This window comes from Crenothrix polyspora (assembly GCF_900163755.1).
In the GTDB taxonomy this organism is placed as follows: domain Bacteria; phylum Pseudomonadota; class Gammaproteobacteria; order Methylococcales; family Methylomonadaceae; genus Crenothrix; species Crenothrix polyspora.
On sequence record NZ_FUKI01000119.1, the window covers coordinates 14,166 to 36,612 of the forward strand.

Below are 22,447 nucleotides of genomic sequence, written 5' to 3' on the forward strand. Positions count from 1 at the left end.
CCGATCACAATTTCAGCTACTGGCAATCCTCACTAATCCAAGCCCAAGGAATTTTATGTTATTACGTCATGTTTTTTTTCGGATGATTACCCTATTGGCCTTCATTTTTGGTTTTTTTTCGCAAACAACTACAGCGGCTATTTCTTTAGTCACACAGCCCTGGCAATCTATTACCCCAGGCGCAGGAGGCTGGTATGGTGCTGTTGGCATAGGTCCCAGTGGACTGATCGTTGTCGCTAGCGATTTAAACGGTGCTTATATCAGCCCAACGGGTAGCACCTGGACAGCTGTGGGAGCAACGCAAGGATTGCTATCTACCCATGTTTCCGCTGTCGGTTTCCATAAAACCGATGCTGGCATTGTGCTATTAGGTACCGAAAGTGGCATTTACCGTAGTGCAAACCAAGGTACATCCTTTACCCAAGTCCAACCTAGCGGCTATATCACCAGCATTAAATTTGCACCCAGCACCCCTGCAACCATGTACGCCGTTGGACACACAGCGTATAACTCAACAACGCCTATTATTTATCAGAGTACCAACAGCGGCAGTGCATGGGTAAAAAAAGCCAGCATCGGTCTTGCCAATGCCCGTATCCAAAAACTGGTGGTACACCCAACAAAGTCTACCGAGATTTATGCTGTCTCAGCCCCAGACCGTTTTGCTAATATCGCCTTACGCGCGGTATACCGCAGTACTGACAGCGGTCAAAACTGGTCAAAATTCGCTACAACTTTAGGTGATGCATTTGATTTTGCAATTTCAACGGCATTTCCCTATAACATGTATTTATCGTCTACAAAAGGTGTGTATTATTCAGCTAATAGTGGTGCTGGCTGGACAAATACCGGCAAATCCCTGGAGTATGATTACTTAAACAACAACATAGGTTTTAGTCTTTGGCTAGACCCTGTAAATCCCAGCAAAATACGTCTGGTTAGTAACGCCTTATCTGTGTGGGATAACACGCGTTGGGGTGTCTGGCAGGGAACTAAAATAAGTAGCAGTAAGTTTTCTTGGGCTTTCCTGAACAACGCCACTAATGCCAACTTCACCAAAACCAGCTGGGAAATGCCCGATTACTGGCATTACAATGTTTTAAAAATTAACAATTTATGGAGTCATTTTTATTATACCGGCGAAAGCCTACGCACTATGGCTATTGACCCACGCAATGCCAGTCGCATGGTTTTTGTCAACGCCCAGTGGGTATTTAACACCAGCGATGGTGGCATTAAATTTAGCCAGTATTTTACCAATGCCAGCGGCACAGGGTGGCGTTCACGCGGTATTGAAAATGTGAATGTGCTGGATGTTGCAGCCAGTCGCTGGGCTACCGGTAACGTTATTTTTGGCGGTTATGCTGATTTAGGTTGCTGGCGCAGTCTGAACGATGGCCTGAGCTGGGAAAGCTGCAATCCCATACAGTATGCGCCCAGTAATGCACTGGCCGCCGCTACACCCTCCTTGCGCACGTTTAGGCAAAATTTACCCAGCGACGCACTGCCTGATCTACCCACACAGGCCCGCTTCGGTATTCCGCAGCTAAATCTTACGCCGTCCCGCATTCAACTGGCGGCCGATATGGCCGCTACCGGTGGCTGGAATGGCACGGGGGGTAATGCAACGACGTTTGCTATCGATCCTGTACGAAACGGCATGGTTTGGACAGCAATAGGCGATAATATTAGCCAGCAGATGACGTTAATGCGCAGCACCAATTCAGGCAGTTTTGATTCTTGGCAAAAAGCTGACACCGGCATTGCACCGGCAGATTTAAAAAATATTTATGGCCTCAGCATAGATCCCAACAGCCCTGTCACCCAGCGCACTTTATTTGTCACGGCAAACGGTGAAGTCTACCGCAGTGTTGATGATGGCCGGAACTGGGTAAAAGTATTAAGTTGCAAAGGACAAACCAATAACCTGAATTATTGTGTGACGACGGCAGTGGATTATTTCAACAGCAAACTGGTTTATGCGGCAGGTAGCGCAGGCTTGTTTGTATCGACCGACGGTGGAAATAATTGGACTTGGGCTGATACGACACAAATGACGGTAACGAAAACCCTGCCGGATATGTTTGAAGCTTATCTCGACCGTTATTTGATTAGCCGTGTAGCAACCGATCCGTTTACGCCTAACAGGGTTTATCTTGCGGTGCTTGATACCCGTAATCCTGGGGGGCGAGGCGGTATATGGTCAAGTGACAGTGGTAACAATTGGCAGCGCCTCTATACAAATCCTTATATGCGATCTGTAGCTGCATCACCGTTTCTTAAAGATGAGTTAGTAGCAACTTCTTCGGTTGCCTTTACATCCGGTGGCTATAATGCGCAGTCGCTGGGGGTGTTACGGTTAAATAACGGTATTTGGGAGTCGTTAAACCAGGGCTTGTCTTACAATAACGTTGCTACGGTTGCCTATGGCACAGCCAGTGGCCGCATGGTGTTGGCAAGTATGGGGCAAGGAGTGATGCGGAACTGGCGTTAGTTAGGTTTGGCTTGGGCAAGGATGCCCTTGCCTTATTGATGGCTTTTTGGCGATCTTAACCTTTTAAGAACGCGTACAGTCATAGGGTAGATAAAATGTGTAGGGTGATTTGTGTTAGTAATCGATTCTACACGGTGCTTTTAAGGTGAGCTGTTAGCCATTTTTTTTGGTGATACTTGGTTTTTAATTGTCGCGCTACTTTCAAAGCTGCATTATCATAACTTTCGCTGTACTAATTCTTATAGCGCCGTGGCACTTCTGTATGAGGTATTAACAGACAACATTGCAACAAACGCCCGATATCTGTATTCTGGCGGCTATGCAAATACATCTAATTTCAGTGGGAAACCGTATGTCCGGTTGGGTACAACAAGGCTACGATGAATATGCCAAGCGCCTGCCGCGTGAATGTAGCTTGGTGCTTAAAGAAATTGCCCCTGGCAAACGTACTAAAAACAGCGATATCGCTCGTATTATCAAAGACGAAGGCGACCGGATGCTTGCTGCCATACCGCACTATGCTCATGTGGTTAGCTTGGATATTCCTGGTAAGGCTTGGACAACTGTGGAACTGTCGCATTCACTTAAACGCTGGCAAGACAGTGGCCAGAATGTCGCTTTGTTAATTGGTGGCCCCGAAGGTTTGGCTGATTCGGTTAAAACGCTGGCGAAAGAGTCGTGGAGTTTGTCGCCGTTAACGTTTCCACATCCCTTAGTACGTATTATTGTCGCCGAGCAGCTATACCGTGCTTGGAGTGTTCTTAACAACCATCCTTACCACCGCGAATGACAGTACAGATTATCCTGGCTTCGGCTTCTCCACGTAGAAAAGAACTGTTAGACCAAATTGGCGTAAGCTACCGTGTTGTCGCCGCCGATATTGATGAAACCGTGCAGCCAGGTGAATTGCCCTTAGCGTATGTACAGCGCATGGCAGCTGAAAAGTCTGCGGCCTGTGAGCTTAAATGCGGCAAGCACTTGCCGATTCTAGCCGCTGATACGACCGTTGTGTTGGGCGATGTCATTATGGGTAAACCCAAAGACAAGGACGATGCTTTTGCCATGTTAAGGCAGCTATCTGGTGCTACCCATCACGTCTATACCGCGATTTCATTACGTGGCAATGAACACAACCAATCTGTTAGTATGACCGAGGTAAGCTTTAAGCCTTTGACCGATACAGAGTTAGAACGTTATTGGCACACGGGTGAGCCGCTTGGCAAAGCCGGTAGTTATGCTATTCAAGGTTTGGCGGCGGTGTTTGTGCAATCAATCAAAGGTAGTTTTTCCGGTGTAGTCGGGTTACCGTTGTTTGAGACCAGCCAACTTCTCATAAAACAGGGAATACAGTTTTAATATGAGTGAAGAAATTTTAATTAACGTCACACCGCCAGAAACGCGGGTCGCGGTCATCGAAAACGGCGTATTGCAAGAGCTGATTATCGAGCGCAGCCGCGAGCGTGGTTTAGTGGGTAACATTTATAAAGGTCAGGTATGCCGCGTATTGCCCGGTATGCAAGCGGCTTTTATTGATATTGGTCTGCCCAAAGCCGCGTTTTTGCATTTGTCTGACCTGTCCAGCAAAGAGCTGGAAAAAAAAGGCTCGGAGAATATTGAGCATTATTTGTACGATGGCCAGCTGATCGTTGTGCAAGTGGTGAAAGATCCTTTGGGCAGTAAGGGCGCACGCTTAACCACCGAAATTTCTATTCCTTCGCGTTTTCAGGTGTACATGCCGTATGCCAGTAATTCCGGCGTATCGCAGCGTATTGAATGTGCCGAAGAACGTGCTAGGTTACGTACTTGCTTGGATAGCTTTCGGCAAGAACACCAATGCGGCGGCTTTATTGCCCGCACCGCTGCTGAATGCGTAGAAGAATCCATACTGATTGCCGATATGAATTTTTTGGTGAAGTTATGGGAATCGATTTCGGAAAAAATTCTCACCGCTAAAGCCAAGCAATTTATTCACAAAGACTTACCCCTCAGCATTCGCACCTTACGGGATTTATACAAAGAAAGCATCGAGCGCATACGGGTGGATTCCCGTGAAACTTACCACCGTCTGGTGGAATTTGCCAACGTGTTTGTGCCAGAAATTGTGCCGCTGATTGAACACTACACGGGCGAATGTCCGGTGTTTGATATTTACAGTGTTGAGGATGAAATCCAGAAAGCTTTAGATCGTAAAGTGAAATTAAAGTCCGGTGGCCATTTGGTGTTTGACCAGACCGAAGCCATGACCACGGTGGATGTTAATACTGGCGGTTATGTGGGCGGGCGCAATTTGGAAGAAACCATTTTCAAGACCAATCTTGAGGCTGCACAGACTATCGCTAGACAGTTACGCTTACGCAATTTGGGCGGTATTATTATTATCGATTTTATTGATATGCAAAGCGATGATCATAAAAAGCAGGTGTTGCACGCGCTGGAACGCCATCTTGAAAAAGACCGCGCTAAATCTAAAATCACCGAGGTATCTGTATTGGGTTTAGTGGAAATGACCCGCAAACGTACCCGTGAAAGTTTGGAACATATTTTGTGTGAGCCGTGCAGTGCGTGTGGTGGACGCGGTGTGTTGAAAACAGCGGAGTCGATGTGTCTGGAGATATTTCGGGAGATTATCCGTGAAGTACGGCTTTATAAGGTACAAAAATTACTGGTGCTGGCTTCTAATGGGGTAGTTGAAATGCTGCTGGATGAGGAAGCTGATATGCTGGCAGAGCTGGAAACATTCTTGGGGGTGCAAATTAAATTCAGGGCAGAAAATGAATACCACCAGGAGCAATATGATGTGGTGCTGCTGTAAGGTCATGTGTGGGCAAAGCTTTTGCCACGAACGGCTTGTTTAATGGCGGCAGGCTTAACAGTCGGGCATTGGTTAATTTAGAGTCTGCGGATGATCCATCATATTACGCGGGCTACGCGACACCTTATTTTTTGGTCTTTACTTGCAATCGCTATCACGTTAAGTGGTGTGCGTCTGTTAATGATTGGCATCGATCGCTATAAGGCCGATTTAACCACCCACATCAGTGAACTGCTCGGCACACCGGTTACTATTGGGCATTTGGCCGCCCACGTTCACGGTTTTAATCCTGAAGTTGTAATCAAAAATATTGATATTTTATCGACTAAAGCAGGCGTAAAACCTGCCATACAACTGCAACAAATCCGCTTAGGGATTGATTTAAAAGCAGCGTTTGATACGCACCAATTGTTATCGTCAACCTCGGTAACCTTGGTGGGTGCAAAGCTTATGGTTAAGCGTAAGTTAGATGGCAGTTTTGCTTTGGTTGGTTTAAAAGCCAATAACGACAGCCAGCCGTTATGGTTGCTGCAAGGCCATAAATACCAGATGTTGCATAGCCAAATCACTTGGCAAGATGAAAAACGCCAGGGTAAGCCGATTAGTTTCGATGCGGTTGATTTGGCGATTATCAATGACGGTGATCGACATCGGTTAAACCTGTTGGTAGATTTTCCGAAAAAATTGGGTGAATTGCTGCGGGTATCGGCGGATTTTACCGGCAATGCGTTTGAACCTAATGCCATACACGGCACGGTGTATGTTGAAGGTAAACATTTAAAACTGGCTAAACTGATCACGGGGTATTTACCGCTGGCCTTGCATATTGATGCCGGTATCGGCGATTTTAATGTGTGGGCACAGGTTGAGCGCTCACAACTCATTTCTATTCAAGGTGATGTGCAATGCCAGGATTTAAAGCTGCGCCGTGCTAATCGTAACGACTTTGTTGCCAAAACCATAAAAACTCAGTTTCAGTGGGGTATTACCGACGACCAATGGCGCTTAACGGCCAATGATTTGTCCTTACAGTCCGAGTATCAACAGGCTAAATCGACGCTGGTATTAGGCGTTACCGGCACACAAAAAGCCGGTGTAGTGCAAAAACTGGCGGTATTCAGTAAGCGTTTAGAGCTGCCGCTTATCAATAAAGCGTTGCTGTTTTTCGCTCCGTTAACCGAAGGGCAAGTGGCACAATTCACTCAAAATCCGCTCAAAGGTCGTTTAGAGAATTTTTTCTTATCGGCCAATTTAGTGGCTAATACCTATGCAGTAAACGGTGGCTTTGCCAATGTGAGTCTGTCTGGTGGTACTGCGCGGATGGCGGTAGAGAATCTCAGTGGTACGGTAAAAGGCAACGACAAACAAGGCCGTTTACATCTGGCGACTGAAAACAGCCGCTTTATCGCACCTATATTATTTCGTAATCCTTTAACGCTGTATAAGATGACAGGGACGCTGGATTGGCAGCAAACCGACACGCAATGGTTGTTATCCAGTTCTGATTTAGCCGTTAATACACCTGTTATCAGCAGTAAAACGCGCTTGTCTGTTGGGGTATCTAAGGCTGATGCGCCGCTGTTTTTAGATATACAAAGTGAGTTTGTTGGCGATGATGTAAGTAAAGTGACGCAGTATTTGCCTGTAGGCATTATGAAAAACAGCGTGGTTGATTGGCTGGATAGGGCTTTTGTGAAAGGCCGCATTACTAAAGGCGGCTTTTTACTGTACGGCAATCCGGCGAATTTCCCTTTTATGGGCGGACAGGGTGTGTTTGAAGTGCTGTTTGATGTCGATCAAATGGCGTTATCCTATCATCCGCAATGGCCGCAGGTGACCGATATTAATGCCGAAGTATTGTTCTTGCAAAACAGTTTGCAAGTGTCGATCCGCAAGGCGAAAACCTATCAGATGAATATTGCCGAGACCAAAATACAGATTCCCCAATTGGGTAATAGCCCACATTTGCTGATTGCAGGCACAATGGAAAGTGATATTGCCAATGCTTTGGCGTATATGCAGCATACACCGATTCATGCAGGCGTTGATGCGGTATTAAATGCGATAACGCCCACCGGTAAAACCCAGGTTGATCTGGATTTAAAAATCCCTTTGATGGACGATGCGACGGCAAAAGTACAAGGCAGCGCACATGTTGAAGATGCGGCGTTAACGGTAAAATCCATTGCGTTGCCGGTAACTCATCTTAAAGGCATATTAAAGTTTAACGAACGCGGGGTTTACAGCGATAGCATTGATGCAGAGGCTTTGCATTATCCCATCAAAATTAATATTGAACAGACTCATCAGCAAACATTGATTAAAGTAGCGGGGCGTGCGGCGATAGATGATTTGCAGCAACAATTCCCTTTACCGATATGGGATAGGTTATCGGGCGCGAGCGATTATACGCTGGCACTGGATTTACCGGCAGATAAGCGCACACCCACATTAAATATACAGTCTGATTTAGTAGGGATCGCGGTAGATTTGCCGGATACCTTGGTTAAAAATACACAACAAACGAAACCGTTATCGTTGACGTTTGATCTTAATGGCCAGCAGATAATGCCGATTGTTTTGAATTATGATAATCAATTGAAAGCGGCACTTAATGTGGACGTAAGCCAAAAAACGCTAGAATCGGCGCAATTTTTGGTGGGTTCTAAAGCGCTGGCGCACGTTACAGCAGCGGGCATCGTGCTGGATATTAAACGTGAACGCTTAATGCTACAAGATTGGTTAGCGCTGGCCGCTGTTCATTCTGTGAGCGTTGCAGGTGAGCATCAAGCCGTTGATAGTCGCCTTAAAGCCATTAATATCAGCACAGCACACGGAGTATGGCAAGACCTTGATTTGGGTTTGTTTAATTTAACAGTAAAGCCGGAAAATAGTTATTGGTCGGCTGTGCTCGATAGTGCTGTTGCGAAAGGTAAAGTTCATCTGCCATACCAGTTGCAAGGTGCTGAAAAAATGAGCTTTATGATGGATAGAGTGGATTTTTCACTGTTGAAGCCAGATACAGAGAATCGTAAACCCACCGATGACAAACCGCCGCAATTGGATATTGTGCCAAACTTTAGACCTTTATTGGCGATTGCCAGTAAGAAAACCTTGTGGCAAGGCTTTGATTTGGGACAGTTGACTATAGACAGTGAACGTAAAGCTGACGGCGTTGTCTTTAAACGGCTGGAGTTAGCCAGCCAAGATCATAAATTGCTGGCGACAGGTGGCTGGAAAATAACCGGTAAGCAATCTGAAACCACACTGAAAGGTCACTGGGATGTACCCAAAGCCGGTGCGTTTTTTAATAAAATTGGCCTAACGCAAGATTTTACCGAGACCAATGCAACAGTTGATTTTAGCGTTGGTTGGAAAGCTGCCCCGCAGCAGTTTGCAATGGCTAAGCTGAAAGGCCAGTTAGATGTGCATTTAAAGCAGGGTCGTATACTCAGTGTTGATCCAGGCTTTGGTCGTGTACTGGGCGTTGTGGCTTTGGCGCAGTGGATTAAGCGCTTGCAGTTAGATTTTAGTGATGTTTTTCAGGATGGTTTAACGTATAACCGTATTGATGGTCATTTTGATATTATCAACGGCAAGGCCATTACCAAAAATTTGGTAATTGATTCAATTCCTGCCACTATTACCCTGATTGGGGAGACAGATTTGGTGAAAAAAACCGTGGATTTCAAGGTCAATGTGGTGCCAAATAGTGCCGATGCCGTGCCTATTGCTGGTACAATTGTCGGTAAAGTCACCTCTATTATGGCTAAAACCTTGACAGGGAAAAATCAGGACGGGTTTTTGTTTGGCTCTCAGTACCAACTTAAAGGCGAGTGGGGCGATGTGAAAATCAGCCAATTACACGGTGATGAAGGTTTGTTGCAAAAAACCTGGCATGGCTTGACGGATTTTTCATGGATGAAAAATTAAGTGGGTGCATTTATTCTCTAAGGCTGGATTTATGCCCCCATAAAAACGTCCGCTATGACGCTTTCATGCCTTAATATGATCACTGTCATTAAATTTGTGTGTTGTGTGCTTGTTCGTAGATAATCGGAAATATCAGTTAATAACAATAAAAAATAAATAACGGGGGATAGATGAGTAAATGTGCCGCCATACAAATGGCATCAAGTCCGAGTGTTAGCTCCAATTTATTGGAAGCTGAAAAGCTGATTGCAGAAGCTGCTCATGCGGGTGCAAAATTGGTTGCATTACCGGAAAATTTTGCGTTAATGGGCGATAACGAATTAGATAAAATCGGTGTTAAAGAGCCGGAAGGCACAGGGCCGATACAACATTTTTTGGCCACCGTCGCCAAAAAATACGCAGTTTGGGTGGTGGGCGGCACTATTCCCATTGCGGGCGATGCGGCTAATAAAGTGCGTGCTGCGTGTTTGGTGTACGATGATCAGGGCAAGCAGGTTGCCCGTTACGATAAAATTCATTTATTTGATGTTAATGTGCCGGGTACTAATGAAGTGTACCGCGAGTCGGATTCTATAGAGCCAGGTGAAGAATTAAAAGTATTTGATACACCGTTTGGTCGCTTGGGTCTGGCGGTATGTTATGACCTGCGCTTTCCGGAATTTTTCCGCAAAATGAGTGAACAGAAAGTTGATATTATCTTTTTGCCCTCGGCGTTTACCGCAGAAACCGGCGCGGCGCATTGGGAATTATTAGTGCGTGCTAGGGCAATAGAAAATTTATGTTATGTGATTGCGCCTAATCAAGGGGGATTCCATTTAAATGGCCGCAAAACCTTTGGCCACAGTATGATTGTTGATCCTTGGGGGATTGTGCTGGATTGTCAAAAAACCGGCAGCGGTTTTGTAATGGCCGACATCGATCTTGAGCGCTTGGAAAAAGTCCGCGCTGTGTTTCCTGTATTAAATCACCGGCGATTTATATGAACTATACCCACTGTTTTTTGAAAAGTTTATTGCTGGCAGTTATTTTTGCTTTAGTCGCGTGTGGCTCGGTGAATGACCGCTATGCCGACAATGACATGCTAGAGCGTCCACCTGAGATGTTGCCGAGCACGAGTGAGCCAGAGCCGGTTGCGCAGGAGGAAGTGCGCAAAAAAGCTGTTAAAGGCTTGGGCGATGATATCAATGTTAATAATGGCGGCAGTGTACAGCTTAAGCTAAAGCGGTCTTTTGACATTGCTTGGCATGATCTTGAATTGATATTGAAACACAAAGAGATTGAAATTAAAGATCGGGAACATGATAAAGGCCAATATTATGTGATATTTGATGCCGATGATTATCAAGCCGAAGACAGCGGATTTTTTGATAAATCCAAAGCCTTTTTTAACAACGATTATAAACCGGTTGTCTATATAGTAACTGTGGAAGCAGACGGCGATAGTGAGGCCAGAATCAGCGCGGCACTTGCCAATGATACAGAACAAACTACTTCAAATGATAAGGACGATCACTTGACAGATGGCGCTGACAAGCTATCACTGTATCTATACAAAAGTTTACGCGACGACTTGGTTGAAGATTAAAAGTAACGCAACTATTCAGCTTCAAGACGGTATCTACATTTTAAAGCAGATATACAACAAGCACATTTTCTACGTTTAGCTGTCGCGTAGCAATCTCTCTTCATGTGCCAAACACCGCACGAAATCCCTTTTTAAACACTATTAACCGTACTCAATGGAACTAATAAACATTGCAAAACAAGCTATTTTGCTGCCAGCAGGCATACACGATGGCGATATTGAAACCCTTATGGGCAGCCTGCTCAGTGCGCCGATTGATGCGGCGGACATTTATTTTCAGGCCAGCCGGTCTGAGTCCTGGGTATTAGAAAGCGGCATTGTTAAAGAAGGCAGCTACAGCATTGAACAAGGTGTGGGTGTGCGTGCGGTGGCGGGGGAAAAAACCGGTTTTGCTTACAGTGATAGGATTGAACTGCCGGTATTGCACGAAGCGGTCAACAACGTTAAGGCCATTGTGCGCCAAGGCCAGCAAGCGCAGGTTGCGCTAAAAATGCACAGCAATGCCGCCAAGTATTATGTGGCTGCCGATCCATTGAAATCGCTGACCGATGACGAAAAAATTACCCTGTTACGCAAGGTTGATGTTGAAACCCGTAAACTTGACAGTCGTATTGAAGAAGTTATTGTCAGCCTGGTGGGCGCGTATGAAAACATTCTGGTGGTCAGCCAGGATGGTTTGATGAGTGCTGATGTGCGGCCTTTGGTGCGTATGAATGTTACTGTTATCGTCGTGGATAATGGCAAGCGCGAACAGGCCAGTATGGGCGGTGGTTGCCGTGGCGATTACCGGTTTTTTATAGCCGATGATGTGGCGCTGGGCTATGGCAAGGAAGCCGTCCGGCAAGCCCTGGTCAATCTGGAGGCCGGTGACGCGCCCGCCGGTAATATGACAGTAGTGCTGGGTGCGGGTTGGCCGGGCATTTTGTTGCACGAAGCCATCGGTCATGGCCTGGAGGGTGATTTTAACCGCAAAGGTACCTCGGCGTTCAGTGGTCGTGTTGGTGAACGGGTGGCTTCCAGCTTATGTACTGTGGTAGATGACGGCACTTTGCAAGGGCTGCGCGGATCACTCAGCATAGACGACGAGGGTACACCGACCGAAAATACCATCCTGATTGAAAATGGCATTTTAAAAGGTTATATGCAGGACAAATTGAATGCACGGCTGATGGGTGTAAAAGCTACTGGTAACGGCAGACGCGAATCTTACGCGCATTTGCCGTTGCCACGCATGACCAATACCTATATGTTGGCTGGCCAACACGCGCCGGAAGAGATTATTAAATCGGTTAAAAAAGGCTTGTACGCCAAAAATTTTGCCGGTGGCCAAGTGGATATCACCTCCGGTAAGTTTGTGTTTTCCGCCAGTGAAGCGTATTTGATTGAAGATGGCAAAATTACCCGTCCGGTAAAAGGCGCTACTTTAATCGGTAACGGCCCCGATGTATTAACGAAAGTATCAATGGTCGGTAATGATCTGGCGATGGACAGTGGTGTGGGGACTTGCGGCAAAGATGGTCAAAGTGTACCGGTGGGGGTAGGGCAGCCTACGCTGAAAATCGACGGTTTGACCGTCGGTGGCACGCGCATTTAATCCCTTTCCTGAGACATTAAAAACACTATGCACAATCAAGAACAAATCAATCAATTAAAAAATATTGTCCAGGACTTATTGGATGAAGCCAAGCAACAGGGCGCAACGGCTGCCGAAGCCGGCTTAAGTCAGGAGACGGGCTTATCGGTGAATGCGCGTATGGGTGATGTGGAAACCATAGAACACCATTGCGACCAAGGTTTGGGGATTACCGTGTTTTTTGGCCAGCGCAAAGGCTCGGCCAGTACGTCGGATTTATCGCCAGCCTCCATTAAAGAAACCGTACGCGCGGCATGCAGTATTGCCCGCTATACCAGCGAAGATGAGTACGCCGGTTTGCCGGACAAGGCCATGCTGGCCACGGAATTTCCTGATTTGGATGTTAACCACCCGTGGACGGTGAGTGTGGATGAAGCGATAGCTCTGGCTATTGCTTGTGAGGATGCGGCGCTGACTTACCACAGTGAGATCAGCAATTCGGAAGGCGCGTCGGTTAATACCCACCAAGGCATCCGCGTGATGGGCAATAGTTTGGGTTTTCTGCAAGGCTATAGTTCTACCCGCCATTCCTTGAGTTGTTCGGTATTGGGGCAGCGCGGCGACAGTATGCAGCGTGATTACTGGTATAGCGTGGCGAGGAATGCCAACGATCTGGAAGCTGCGGTTGATATAGGCCGCAAAGCCGCCGAGCGGACGATCAAGCGATTAGAGGCGCGGCGCTTGACGACTCGGCAATGTCCAGTGCTGTATGCGCCTGAAACCGCCGCAGGTTTGTTGGGTTCGTTAATGGGTGCGATCAGTGGCGGTAACCTGTACCGTAAATCGACGTTTTTGCTGGATGCCTTAGGCCAACAGATTTTTCCGGAGTTTATTCGTATCCATGAGCAGCCCTATTTAACACGCGCCTTAGGCAGTTCGGCGTATGACGGCGACGGTGTGGCGACGCAAACGCGCGATATCGTCAGTAATGGTGTGTTGCGCGGTTATGTGTTGGGTACGTATTCGGCACGCAAACTGGGCATGCAAAGCACGGGTAATGCCGGTGGTGTGCATAATCTGACCTTGGATTCTGGAGCGCTGGATTTTGACGCTATGCTTAAATTAATGGGCACGGGTTTGCTGGTCACTGAGCTGATGGGGCAGGGTGTCAAGATGATGACAGGCGATTATTCGCGCGGCGCGAGCGGTTTTTGGGTAGAAAATGGCGAGATACAATACCCTGTTGAAGAAATCACCATTGCTGGAAATTTAAAGGACATGTTCAAGCATATCGTCGCGGTAGGTAATGATGTAGATTACCGTGGCAATACGCGCACGGGGTCTATTTTGATTGAGAGAATGTCGATTGCTGGCGAGTAGGTAAAGGATAGGTTGCGGGTTCTACTAAGCGTGGTAACCCGCAAAAAATGATAGGCAAGACCTTACCAAATCTGGCATAAGGGAAGATGAAGCTACCGAATGCTGATAAAGCTATAATACCGCCAGAGAAGTTACGAGATTATGTGTTGTCATTTGTCCCGTTACACATGAAGATATTCTTGCTGCGCGTTCAATTAATGCAGACTAAGTACTTAGTCAATATTATTCTGTCGACTACTGTAAAATACTCCGTTCGTCCTGAGCTTGTCGAAGGACTTGTGGTTCATGGTTCGACGAGCTCACCACGAACGTCTTTTTAGAATCGCTACCCGCCAGAACTAAATTGACTGAGTACTAGCCCCGTCAGCCGACGGTTGATTTCATAATTGCCGTTATAGAGCGAGTCTAAGCGTTCTCTTATAGCAGTCTTTGTAGCGAATATAGACGCACTAAACAATAGGCTAAACCCTTCAAGGGTTCAGTCTATTGCTGTGCAGGTCGCTTTTATTCTCGCTCTAAAGCGGGCGGGAGGGTTCGCTCATTTGGATAAACAGTGCTTCGAATCAGCCATAACGCTTGAAACGCTGTTGCCCATTCAATCTTTTGCATTCGCGCCATGTTCAATGTTATCAGCCTATCCTAAAAATCAGCTAATTATGGCCGATAAAACAGCGTATTAATAAAATTAGCGATATGCTCAACTTCTTCCACACACACCGAATGTTCAATGACATAATCATGCCAGCTGACATCATAGCCCAGTGCAATTAAGCCATCGGCAGCTTTTTTACCGATCTCGACATCAACAACGCTGTCTAAAATACCGTGTCCCATAAAAATTGGCGTACTGTTATTGGCCGGTGAGCGCTCTACTTTTAATTGCTCAAGCATAGGCAGATAAGTTGATAAGGCAACAATACCGGCTAGTTTTTGTGGGTATTTTAAGCCCGCGAGCAAGGCAATCACCCCGCCCTGCGAGAAACCGGCTAAAAGAATATTTTCAGATGGAATACCTTTGGTAATTTCTTCACTAATCAATTGCTCAATTGCCGCTACCGATTGATAAATACCGCTCACATCAACCTGACGCTCCATCGACATTTCTAAAATATCGTACCAGGCACGCATTTTTGCGCCCCCATTAATAGTCACGGCTTGCACTGGGGCATTTGGAAAAACAAAATGAATATTCGCCGCGTCATCCAATCGTAAACTGGGTACGATGCCTTCAAAATCGTGGCCATCTGCGCCCAAACCATGTAGCCATATTATAGAATGGCTGTGTGCTGCGCTGGGCTTTATATTAATTGTGCTAAGTTTTGCGTCCATAAATTATCCATAAGACTGTATTAAAAAGGGCTATCAGTGATTAGTAAAATTGCCGGCAAATTTAGGCAAATCTGGATTCATATAATCCCACGGCTGAGCTTCTGCAACCCACACATCTTTTGTGGGCGTAAAGATACTGGGGTCGTCTAAAGTTGCTGCTGCAATGGGGCGCACTTCGGTAAAAGCGCTGTTTCTACCGAACAAAGAACTACCGCATTCAGGGCAAAAACCGCGATGCACAATATGGCCGCTGGCGGCTGTTGAAGCGTATTCTTTGTAATTACCCGTAATAGTTAACGCAGACGCTGCAACAAACATAGCAGCCAAATACGCCGCACCAACCGATTTTTGACACGTTCTGCAATGGCAATTAATGCCGCCTAATGGTTCGGCAGTAATTTCATATCTCACTGCACCACAACAACATCCACCGGTGATAGGAAGCTTCATCTATTCTCCTTGTTATTTTCTGCAATATTTGGCTAGACTCTAACAGAAACAAAAGTTTTTCAGTAGTCAGTTTTAATAAAATAACCTGTTGGCGGTATAAAGTAACAAACCGAGGTTTTAAAAGTGTAACGCAGCGGTATTTTATTCCGCTTAACGGGAAGATAAAACAAGTGCAGGTTTTACATCAAATGCCACACACACACGCTCTTGATCGGTATGAAACGGCACAGTACGGTGGAACAAAGACGAAGGAAATAACACCACATCGCCCACCTGTAAATCAATAATTTGACTTTGAAAATCATCGTGTAAACGCGGATAGTCATCACCGTCAGTACCGTAAGCAAAACTGCCTTCGTGGTCGTTGTTTTTAGCAGGTAATTTAAGATACACGCAACCGCTAATCCAGCCTTCTTCATGGATATGCGCGGTTAAAAATCCTCCTTGTCGCATGCGTAAATACCACGAGCTGGCAAATTCAATTGCGCTTGGAAAATTGATAATTAAGGTATCGCTACTTTCAGCATAGTGTTTTTGGTAGTCCACAATTTTGGTGCGGATAAGCCTAGCCAGCTTTTGAAAAGAGGGCTCAGAACGTTTGAGCAAATTACCTGCCGATTGCATTCCGTAATACAAACGCCCCTGTTTGCGTTCAGCGATGGCAAGATGCTCAATGTCGTGCAATAACGCAGTTAAAAAACCGTTATTCGGTGCGGTTAATTCAGCAATCTGCGACTGCCATACATAATTCATTGGATTTTTGCAGAAACCGTAGCTATTTTGCACGCCAAAATTAAGCGCATAATGCGTAGATAAGCTAGCCAATAACACCGAGGTATGTGGCTTGTCTGCAACAATCTGCTCAAGTTTTTGTTTGAACAACTCAAACTGCTGAGTTTTATACAAGCACAGCAAAACACGCGCTTTGGCATCTGCAAAATCAGCGCTTGCAAAATAAGGCATTGCTTCCAACATGCGACCTGCCAAGCAAAAATACTCACCTAAATTGTATTTAGCGCGATTATGTTGCGGCTGCACTGCCAGCGCCTGTTGGTAACAAGTAAGCGCTGCTGGCATATCACCTTGATCACGTAAGGTTTCACCCAAGCTATTCCAGGCATCGGCAAACTGTGGGTTTAATTTGATAGCTTCACGGAATAGGGGTATGGCCTCTGTCTGTCTGCCTTGATCGTACAATACCGTACCTAAATTAAAATAACCACAGGCATCAACATGTAAGGCCAAAGCCTGACGATAACATTGTTCGGCTTCTGATAGCTGCCCTAAATGCTGTAAAACTGTCCCCAGATTTGCGAGCGCTTCAAAAAAACCAGCTTCAAGGGCGATGGCTTTGCGGTAATGAATCGCCGCATCGTGTAACATATTTTGCGCTTGTAACACAATGCCAAGATTAAAATGTGCCGTGGTAAAATCTGGCTTAAGTTGTAAGCAATGTCGGTAACTGGCGATAGCGTCATCAGTATCGCCTAACTGTGTGAGTATAATACCCAAATTAAAGTGAATTTCAGCAATACGTGGTTCAATTGTTAGCATTTTGCGAAAATTGTATACCGCCTCACGATTTTTACCTTGGCCTTGCTGACAAACGCCCAGCAAATTATACAATATCAACGCATGAGGGTATTGTACAAGTAAAGCCTGAGTTTTTGTTTCTGCCAACAGCAATTGCCCACGCTGAATAAGTTGCTGTAGCGCGTGTACGTCAGCAGCTTGTGGTTGCTTGGCTTGTTGAGCACGTATTTTCAAACAACTTACCTTTTTTATAAAATTAAAGTGACTGAGTGTTAGGTTATTTTCACGAAAGAATATCCTAAATAAAACGTGTGTGTTTTTTCTGGACAATCCTCTTGCTAGGTTCATTATTTAAAATGACTTTATACGGGCATAACGATTAGTACGATATTAAAATCAATGTCAGTATCGCCGTTTATATTACTGCGTAAAATGCGTTTGATTCTATCAAATTTTAATTCGCCCGACGATACCGAAAAAATCACAATTATGCCTTTTCTTCGGATTCAGTCCAAAGCTAATTATCGGTATATTCGATAAGGCTAATAAGTGCTGCACGAAATTTATCTGTGTCTTGCGTCTACCATGTTAAAAATTAAGGTTACAATAAGGCATGACTATTTAAGATCTAACAGGTGTGCTTTTGACTGACAAAATTATCCGTATTGCTACCCGCCAAAGTCCATTGGCCTTGTGGCAAGCAGAACATGTTGCAGACCGCTTACAAGTGGCCTTTCCAGGTATTAGTGTTGAACTGGTTAAAATGGTTACCCGTGGTGACAAAATACTGGATACGCCGCTGGCTAAAATCGGCGGCAAAGGCTTGTTCGTTAAAGAATTAGAAGTAGGAATGTTGGAAGGTACGGCTGATATCGCCGTGCATTCTATGAAAGATGTGCCGGTAGAATTTCCAGATGGACTGCATTTGGCGGCGATTTTAACGCGTGAAGATCCGACTGATGCGTTTGTCTCCAATCACTATGTTTCGTTGCAAGATTTACCTGCGGATGCGCGGATTGGTACGTCCAGTTTGCGTCGGCAGTGTCAAATTAGCGGCTTATTTCCAAGAGCGCAGATTATTCCGCTGCGTGGTAACGTCAATACCCGTTTGGCCAAGCTGGATGCCGGTGAATACGATGCAATTATCTTAGCGTCGGCAGGCTTAAAGCGTTTAGGCATGGCCGAGCGTATTACGCAGTGTCTTGATCCTAGCGTGATTTTACCTGCCATAGGGCAAGGTGCGATTGGTATTGAATGCCGCGTTGATGATGTCGACATGAACGTTATGCTGGCACAGCTGCATGACACAGAAACCGGCCTGTGCGTGCGTGCCGAACGCGCTATGAACGCGCGTTTGAGCGGTGGTTGCCAAGTGCCTATTGGCGGTTTTGCCCAATTATGTGGTGATGAATTGTTTATGCGCGGTTTGGTGGGCAATCCTGATGGCAGTGTGTTGTATCGTGCCGAACGTCGCGGCCATTATGACAGTGCTGAAGCGATTGGCCGCGAGATTGCTGAAGATTTATTGGCGCAAGGGGCAGATAAAATTTTGCACGATTTATACATGAATGACTAAATTAAACGGAGCGCGGATTTTAGTCACGCGTCCTGAGCATCAGGCTGACACACTGTGTCAATTAATTACCGAGCAGGGCGGTGAAGCGATTCGTATACCAGGCCTTTCGATTGTTGCGCATGAAGACAGTGCCAGAATTCAAAAAACCTTGGCGGAACTGGCCAAATTCCAGTGGCTTGTTTTTATTAGTGCTAATGCGGTAAATTTTGCAGTTAAGGCGAATGGTGGCAAAATACATCACAATAGCCTGTTGTGTCTTGTTGCAATCGGGTCTGCTACGGCAAAAGCACTGCACGCGGCTGGGTTAACGGTGGATTTAATGCCCACAACAGCCCAAAATAGCGACGCGTTATTAGTTATGCCACAAATGCAAGACGTTGCTGGACAGCGATTTTTAATTGTACGTGGTAGTGGCGGACGCGAAACATTAGCCGATACTTTACGTGCCAGAGGCGCTAAAGTGACTTATTTAGAAGTCTATAAAAGGCGTATGCCACAGGCAGATAATACACAGCTGCGGGCTTTGCTGGTAACACGCCAACTGGCTGTGGTGACCGCAACCAGTGTGGAGATACTGCAAAATCTGCTGGTTATGACAGGTGCAGGGATGAGACAGTATTTATTAACCACGCCGCTGGTGGTGATTAGCGAAAGAATACGGCAGGCGGCGCTGGCTATGGGATTTGAACAAGTCGCGGTAACCGAATACCCTTCGGATAACGCCGTACTTGAGACAGTAACAACGTATGTAACAGGAGGATAGAGTGGCTGAATTGACTGAACAACAAGAATCACCTGTGGGTGACACTAAACACCCACCTAAGTCGCGCGGCGGATTCTGGTTTGGCGCTACGGTTTTGCTACTTGTTACCGGCCTTGCGGGGGCGGGATTTTTTCTGTTTAGCCAGTTACGCGCTAAACAAGAAGGTTTAAATGGTGAAGTGAAAAGTGAAATGTCCAAGCAGTTGGGTGGCTATCAAGGTCAATTGACGGAAATAGAAAAACAGATTGCCGCTTTACAAACCGATATTTCCGGTAAAGACGCGCATTTTACCAAAACCTTGGACGATTTTTCGCGCTTACACGGTGACAAACTTGATAGCACGCGCAAGCAACTTAACGAATCCATTGTCAGATTGCAGCGGCAACTGGGTAAAACCCGTGGCGATTGGCTAATTGCCGATGCAGAGTATTTATTAAGTGTCGCCAACGAGCGTTTGTATTTGATTGGTGATGTCAATACCACACGTCAAGCGCTGGAAGCTGCCGATCAACGCTTACGTGAAAGCGGTGATGCGTCGGCATTTAAAGTCCGTGATCAAGTCATTAAAGACATTGCCGCACTGGCTAATATTCAGCCTGTTGATGTGGTTGGCCTGTATGCCGCCATACAGTCATTGGAAGATCGGGTTAATAATTTAGTGTTATTGCTGCCGTATTCAGGCAAAACACTGGAAAAAACCCATACGCAAGCGCCTGCTACTGAATCCAGCGGTGCAGGCGGTTTATTGGAAGATGCCAAACATAAGCTCAGTGAAATTGTTACCATAAAGCACACGGATCAATCGGTTAAAGAAATTTTAACGCCGGAACAAGCGCAGTTTATCCGTGATCAATTGCGCGTTAAGCTGGAAGTGGTGAAAGTTGCTTTAGTGCAGCAAAATGAAGCGCTGTATCAGGCCGGTTTGGCAGATGCTAGAAAATGGCTGGAGCAGCAGTTTGCTCAAAACAGCGATACGAAAGCGTTTGTTAGCGAGTTGAATCGTTTTGACGCTATTAAATTACGTAGCCATTTTCCTGATATCAGCTTGTCTTTGAAAATGCTCAAAGATATTACCAAGCTGCGTATTGAGACCGATAAGTCGTTGGACTCCAGTGAGCCGGTGAGTTCTACCGATACAGATACTGACGTTGCCCCTGTAACCGGTAGCACACAAGCAATGCCTTCCGAAGCAGATCTTGCAAAATCCAGTACATCGCTAGATTCAACGGGTTCTGTTGCATCCAAGCCGGATGCCGCAATCATGTCGCCTTCTGAGCCAATTACGCCTGAATCGGCATTGCCAGCCAAAGCTGACACAGCGACAATGCCGTCTTCGCAGCCGATAACAACCGATATGCAAGCACCTAAACCGCTCGCAGCGCCACCTCAACCGTCATCTGCACCCGTGGCTGATCATATAGAGCCTAGTATTCCTGAGTATTCTGATGTTATTCCTCCTGATGATAATCAGCGTGCTATGGATAATGGCGGGATTGAGCAAGAAGCATCGAAAGCTGATCCCAGTCCGGTTGCTAAATTACTTGAAAAAGTAAAGCAGTATCTGCCTGGTAAACACTAGAGAATGATAATGAAAAGACTAATTTATTTTCTAGGGCCGTTGTTATTGGCGATTGTTGCGGTTTTTTTACTTAACAAATGGCTGGGTGGCTTTGAAACCCCAGGCTATGTACTGATTGGCATAGCAGGCTGGTCGATGGAAACTTCGCTGGTGGTGTTTGCCATCAGTTTGATTATCGGCTTTTATGTGTTTTATAACTTTTTCAGGTTCATGGGCTGGTTGGTTCAGGTGCCGGGGCGCTATAAAAGTCGTGGTAAACGTATCAAGTTTAATCGCTCTCAAGAAGCACTGATTGCCGGCTTGGTAGATTCTGCTGAAGGCAATTTTGAAAAAGCTGAAAAAGTACTCATTAAACACGCTTCACACAGTGGTGCGCCCTTGTTGCATTATTTGACGGCGGCCAGAGCGGCGCAATCACGGGGAGCCTTTGAAAAGCGTGATGAATATCTAAAAAAAGCCTCGAACGCACCAGGATCTGATCTGGCGGTGGGCTTAACACAAGCGGAATTGAGTTTGTCAGGCAATCAGTTTGACCAAGCGTTGCAAACCTTAACCAGACTGCACTCTATCGACCCTACCCATGCCAGTGTGTTGCGCTTATTACATCAGACATATCAAAATTTGGGCGATTGGGAAAGTGTGCGTAGCCTGATTCCGACCTTGAACAAGAATAAAGTCATGCTGGAGGCGGAGATTAAATTACTGGAGGCGGAAGCGTTTAGTAATTTGCTAAAACAGGCTTCGGAAAGTGGTAATGCGCCAGAAATTCAGAAGCTGTGGTCAGATATTCCAAGCTATATCAAACGTATGCAAGGCTTGTCTGCGATTTATTTTGCTGCGATGATTAATGCAGGTGATGGCGCTGCTGTTGAAGAAGAGTTGACCAAATTATTATCAGTTAATTGGGATGAAACTTTGCTTGCGTTGTTCGGCAGCGTGCAATCTGACGATGTGGCCAAGCAATTTTCCGTAGCTGAAAAATGGTTAAGCTTGCATCCCAATGATGTGGTGTTGTTGAATGTATTAGGCAAATTGGCTATTAAATGTGCTGACCCGCACAAAGCTGAAGCGTATTTATCGCAAAGTATTAATACAGAACCTACCGTGCAGGCCTATCAGTTATTGGGTGATGTTTTGTTTGCTCGCAATGAAAAAGACAAAGCCTGCGAATGTTATAAATATGGCTTGGAACTGGCATCCAGTGAGATTGTTAGTCAGATTGATGCGGTGTCGTAGACCGGGTAGACTGTCCGTAGCCATGTACAGCTATCAGTGATAGGCGTTTAATACAGCGCTTTCACAGTTCAATAGTTACAGCGTAACCGTTCGCACGGAGCTTGTCGAAGTGTGCCGTTCATGCTTCGACAAGCTCAGCACGAACGGTGACTGTAACTGTCCTAAGTTGAAAACGCTGTAAGTGCAATTTTATTTTGTAATCTA

The 22,447-nt window shown here is 45.9% G+C and carries 16 protein-coding genes; 13 read left to right on the plus strand and 3 right to left on the minus strand.

What is annotated here, in order from left to right:
• Positions 1–55: 55 nt before the first annotated feature.
• The 9 genes from CRENPOLYSF2_RS09775 to pmbA all read left to right on the plus strand — a co-directional run bounded on the left by CRENPOLYSF2_RS09775 (position 56) and on the right by pmbA (position 13,777).
• On the plus strand, positions 56–2,494 hold the full coding sequence (locus CRENPOLYSF2_RS09775) for a WD40/YVTN/BNR-like repeat-containing protein (RefSeq protein WP_087143767.1): 2,439 nt from the start codon (positions 56–58) through the stop codon (positions 2,492–2,494).
• A 319-nt stretch (positions 2,495–2,813) separates the two neighbouring features.
• Positions 2,814–3,284 carry a 23S rRNA (pseudouridine(1915)-N(3))-methyltransferase RlmH gene (gene rlmH, locus CRENPOLYSF2_RS09780; RefSeq protein ID WP_087143868.1) on the plus strand — a complete coding sequence of 157 codons (471 nt, stop codon included), beginning with the start codon at positions 2,814–2,816 and terminating at the stop codon, positions 3,282–3,284.
• Positions 3,281–3,850 carry a Maf family protein gene (locus CRENPOLYSF2_RS09785; RefSeq protein ID WP_087143768.1) on the plus strand — a complete coding sequence of 190 codons (570 nt, stop codon included), beginning with the start codon at positions 3,281–3,283 and terminating at the stop codon, positions 3,848–3,850. The genes rlmH and CRENPOLYSF2_RS09785 overlap by 4 nt, the downstream gene beginning before the upstream one ends.
• Before the next feature lies 1 nt (position 3,851).
• Positions 3,852–5,306, plus strand: a complete 1,455-nt coding sequence (gene rng, locus CRENPOLYSF2_RS09790; protein WP_087143769.1) for a ribonuclease G — start codon at positions 3,852–3,854, stop codon at positions 5,304–5,306.
• 90 nt (positions 5,307–5,396) lie between these two features.
• On the plus strand, positions 5,397–9,239 hold the full coding sequence (locus CRENPOLYSF2_RS09795) for a YhdP family protein (protein ID WP_087143770.1): 3,843 nt from the start codon (positions 5,397–5,399) through the stop codon (positions 9,237–9,239).
• Positions 9,240–9,409: 170 nt separating this feature from the next.
• On the plus strand, positions 9,410–10,222 hold the full coding sequence (locus tag CRENPOLYSF2_RS09800; protein ID WP_087143771.1) for a carbon-nitrogen hydrolase family protein: 813 nt from the start codon (positions 9,410–9,412) through the stop codon (positions 10,220–10,222).
• Positions 10,219–10,824 (plus strand): outer membrane protein assembly factor BamC, encoded by a 606-nt coding sequence (bamC, locus tag CRENPOLYSF2_RS09805; RefSeq protein ID WP_087143772.1) that lies wholly within the window; start codon positions 10,219–10,221, stop codon positions 10,822–10,824. The genes CRENPOLYSF2_RS09800 and bamC overlap by 4 nt, the downstream gene beginning before the upstream one ends.
• Positions 10,825–10,978: 154 nt before the next feature.
• Complete coding sequence (tldD, locus tag CRENPOLYSF2_RS09810; protein ID WP_087143773.1) at positions 10,979–12,418, plus strand: metalloprotease TldD; 1,440 nt, start codon at positions 10,979–10,981, stop codon at positions 12,416–12,418.
• A 27-nt stretch (positions 12,419–12,445) separates the two neighbouring features.
• Complete coding sequence (pmbA, locus tag CRENPOLYSF2_RS09815) at positions 12,446–13,777, plus strand: metalloprotease PmbA (protein WP_087143774.1); 1,332 nt, start codon at positions 12,446–12,448, stop codon at positions 13,775–13,777.
• A 654-nt stretch (positions 13,778–14,431) separates the two neighbouring features.
• On the opposite strand, the gene CRENPOLYSF2_RS09820 is transcribed toward pmbA, so the two are convergent.
• From CRENPOLYSF2_RS09820 to CRENPOLYSF2_RS09830, 3 genes are all read right to left on the minus strand, one after another.
• Positions 14,432–15,106, minus strand: a complete 675-nt coding sequence (locus tag CRENPOLYSF2_RS09820) for an alpha/beta hydrolase (RefSeq protein WP_087143775.1) — start codon at positions 15,104–15,106, stop codon at positions 14,432–14,434.
• Between the two features lie 33 nt (positions 15,107–15,139).
• Complete coding sequence (locus CRENPOLYSF2_RS09825) at positions 15,140–15,556, minus strand: GFA family protein (protein WP_087143776.1); 417 nt, start codon at positions 15,554–15,556, stop codon at positions 15,140–15,142.
• Between the two features lie 150 nt (positions 15,557–15,706).
• The gene (locus tag CRENPOLYSF2_RS09830) at positions 15,707–17,323 is read right to left on the minus strand and encodes a tetratricopeptide repeat protein (RefSeq protein ID WP_087143777.1); all 1,617 of its coding nucleotides are present in this window, start codon (positions 17,321–17,323) and stop codon (positions 15,707–15,709) included.
• A gap of 409 nt (positions 17,324–17,732) precedes the next feature.
• Here CRENPOLYSF2_RS09830 and hemC point away from each other — a divergent pair, with 409 nt between their 5' ends.
• The 4 genes from hemC to CRENPOLYSF2_RS09850 are packed head-to-tail and all read left to right on the plus strand — an operon-like array spanning position 17,733 to position 22,243.
• Positions 17,733–18,665, plus strand: a complete 933-nt coding sequence (gene hemC, locus CRENPOLYSF2_RS09835) for a hydroxymethylbilane synthase (protein ID WP_087143869.1) — start codon at positions 17,733–17,735, stop codon at positions 18,663–18,665.
• Positions 18,658–19,428, plus strand: coding sequence for a uroporphyrinogen-III synthase (locus CRENPOLYSF2_RS09840; RefSeq protein WP_087143778.1), 771 nt, complete (start codon positions 18,658–18,660; stop codon positions 19,426–19,428). Before hemC ends, CRENPOLYSF2_RS09840 begins: the two co-directional genes overlap by 8 nt.
• A gap of 1 nt (position 19,429) precedes the next feature.
• Entirely contained in the window at positions 19,430–21,007 is a 1,578-nt protein-coding gene (locus tag CRENPOLYSF2_RS09845) for a uroporphyrinogen-III C-methyltransferase (protein ID WP_087143779.1), read from the plus strand.
• A gap of 9 nt (positions 21,008–21,016) precedes the next feature.
• Entirely contained in the window at positions 21,017–22,243 is a 1,227-nt protein-coding gene (locus CRENPOLYSF2_RS09850; protein WP_176371087.1) for a heme biosynthesis HemY N-terminal domain-containing protein, read from the plus strand.
• The last annotated feature ends 204 nt before the right edge of the window (positions 22,244–22,447 follow it).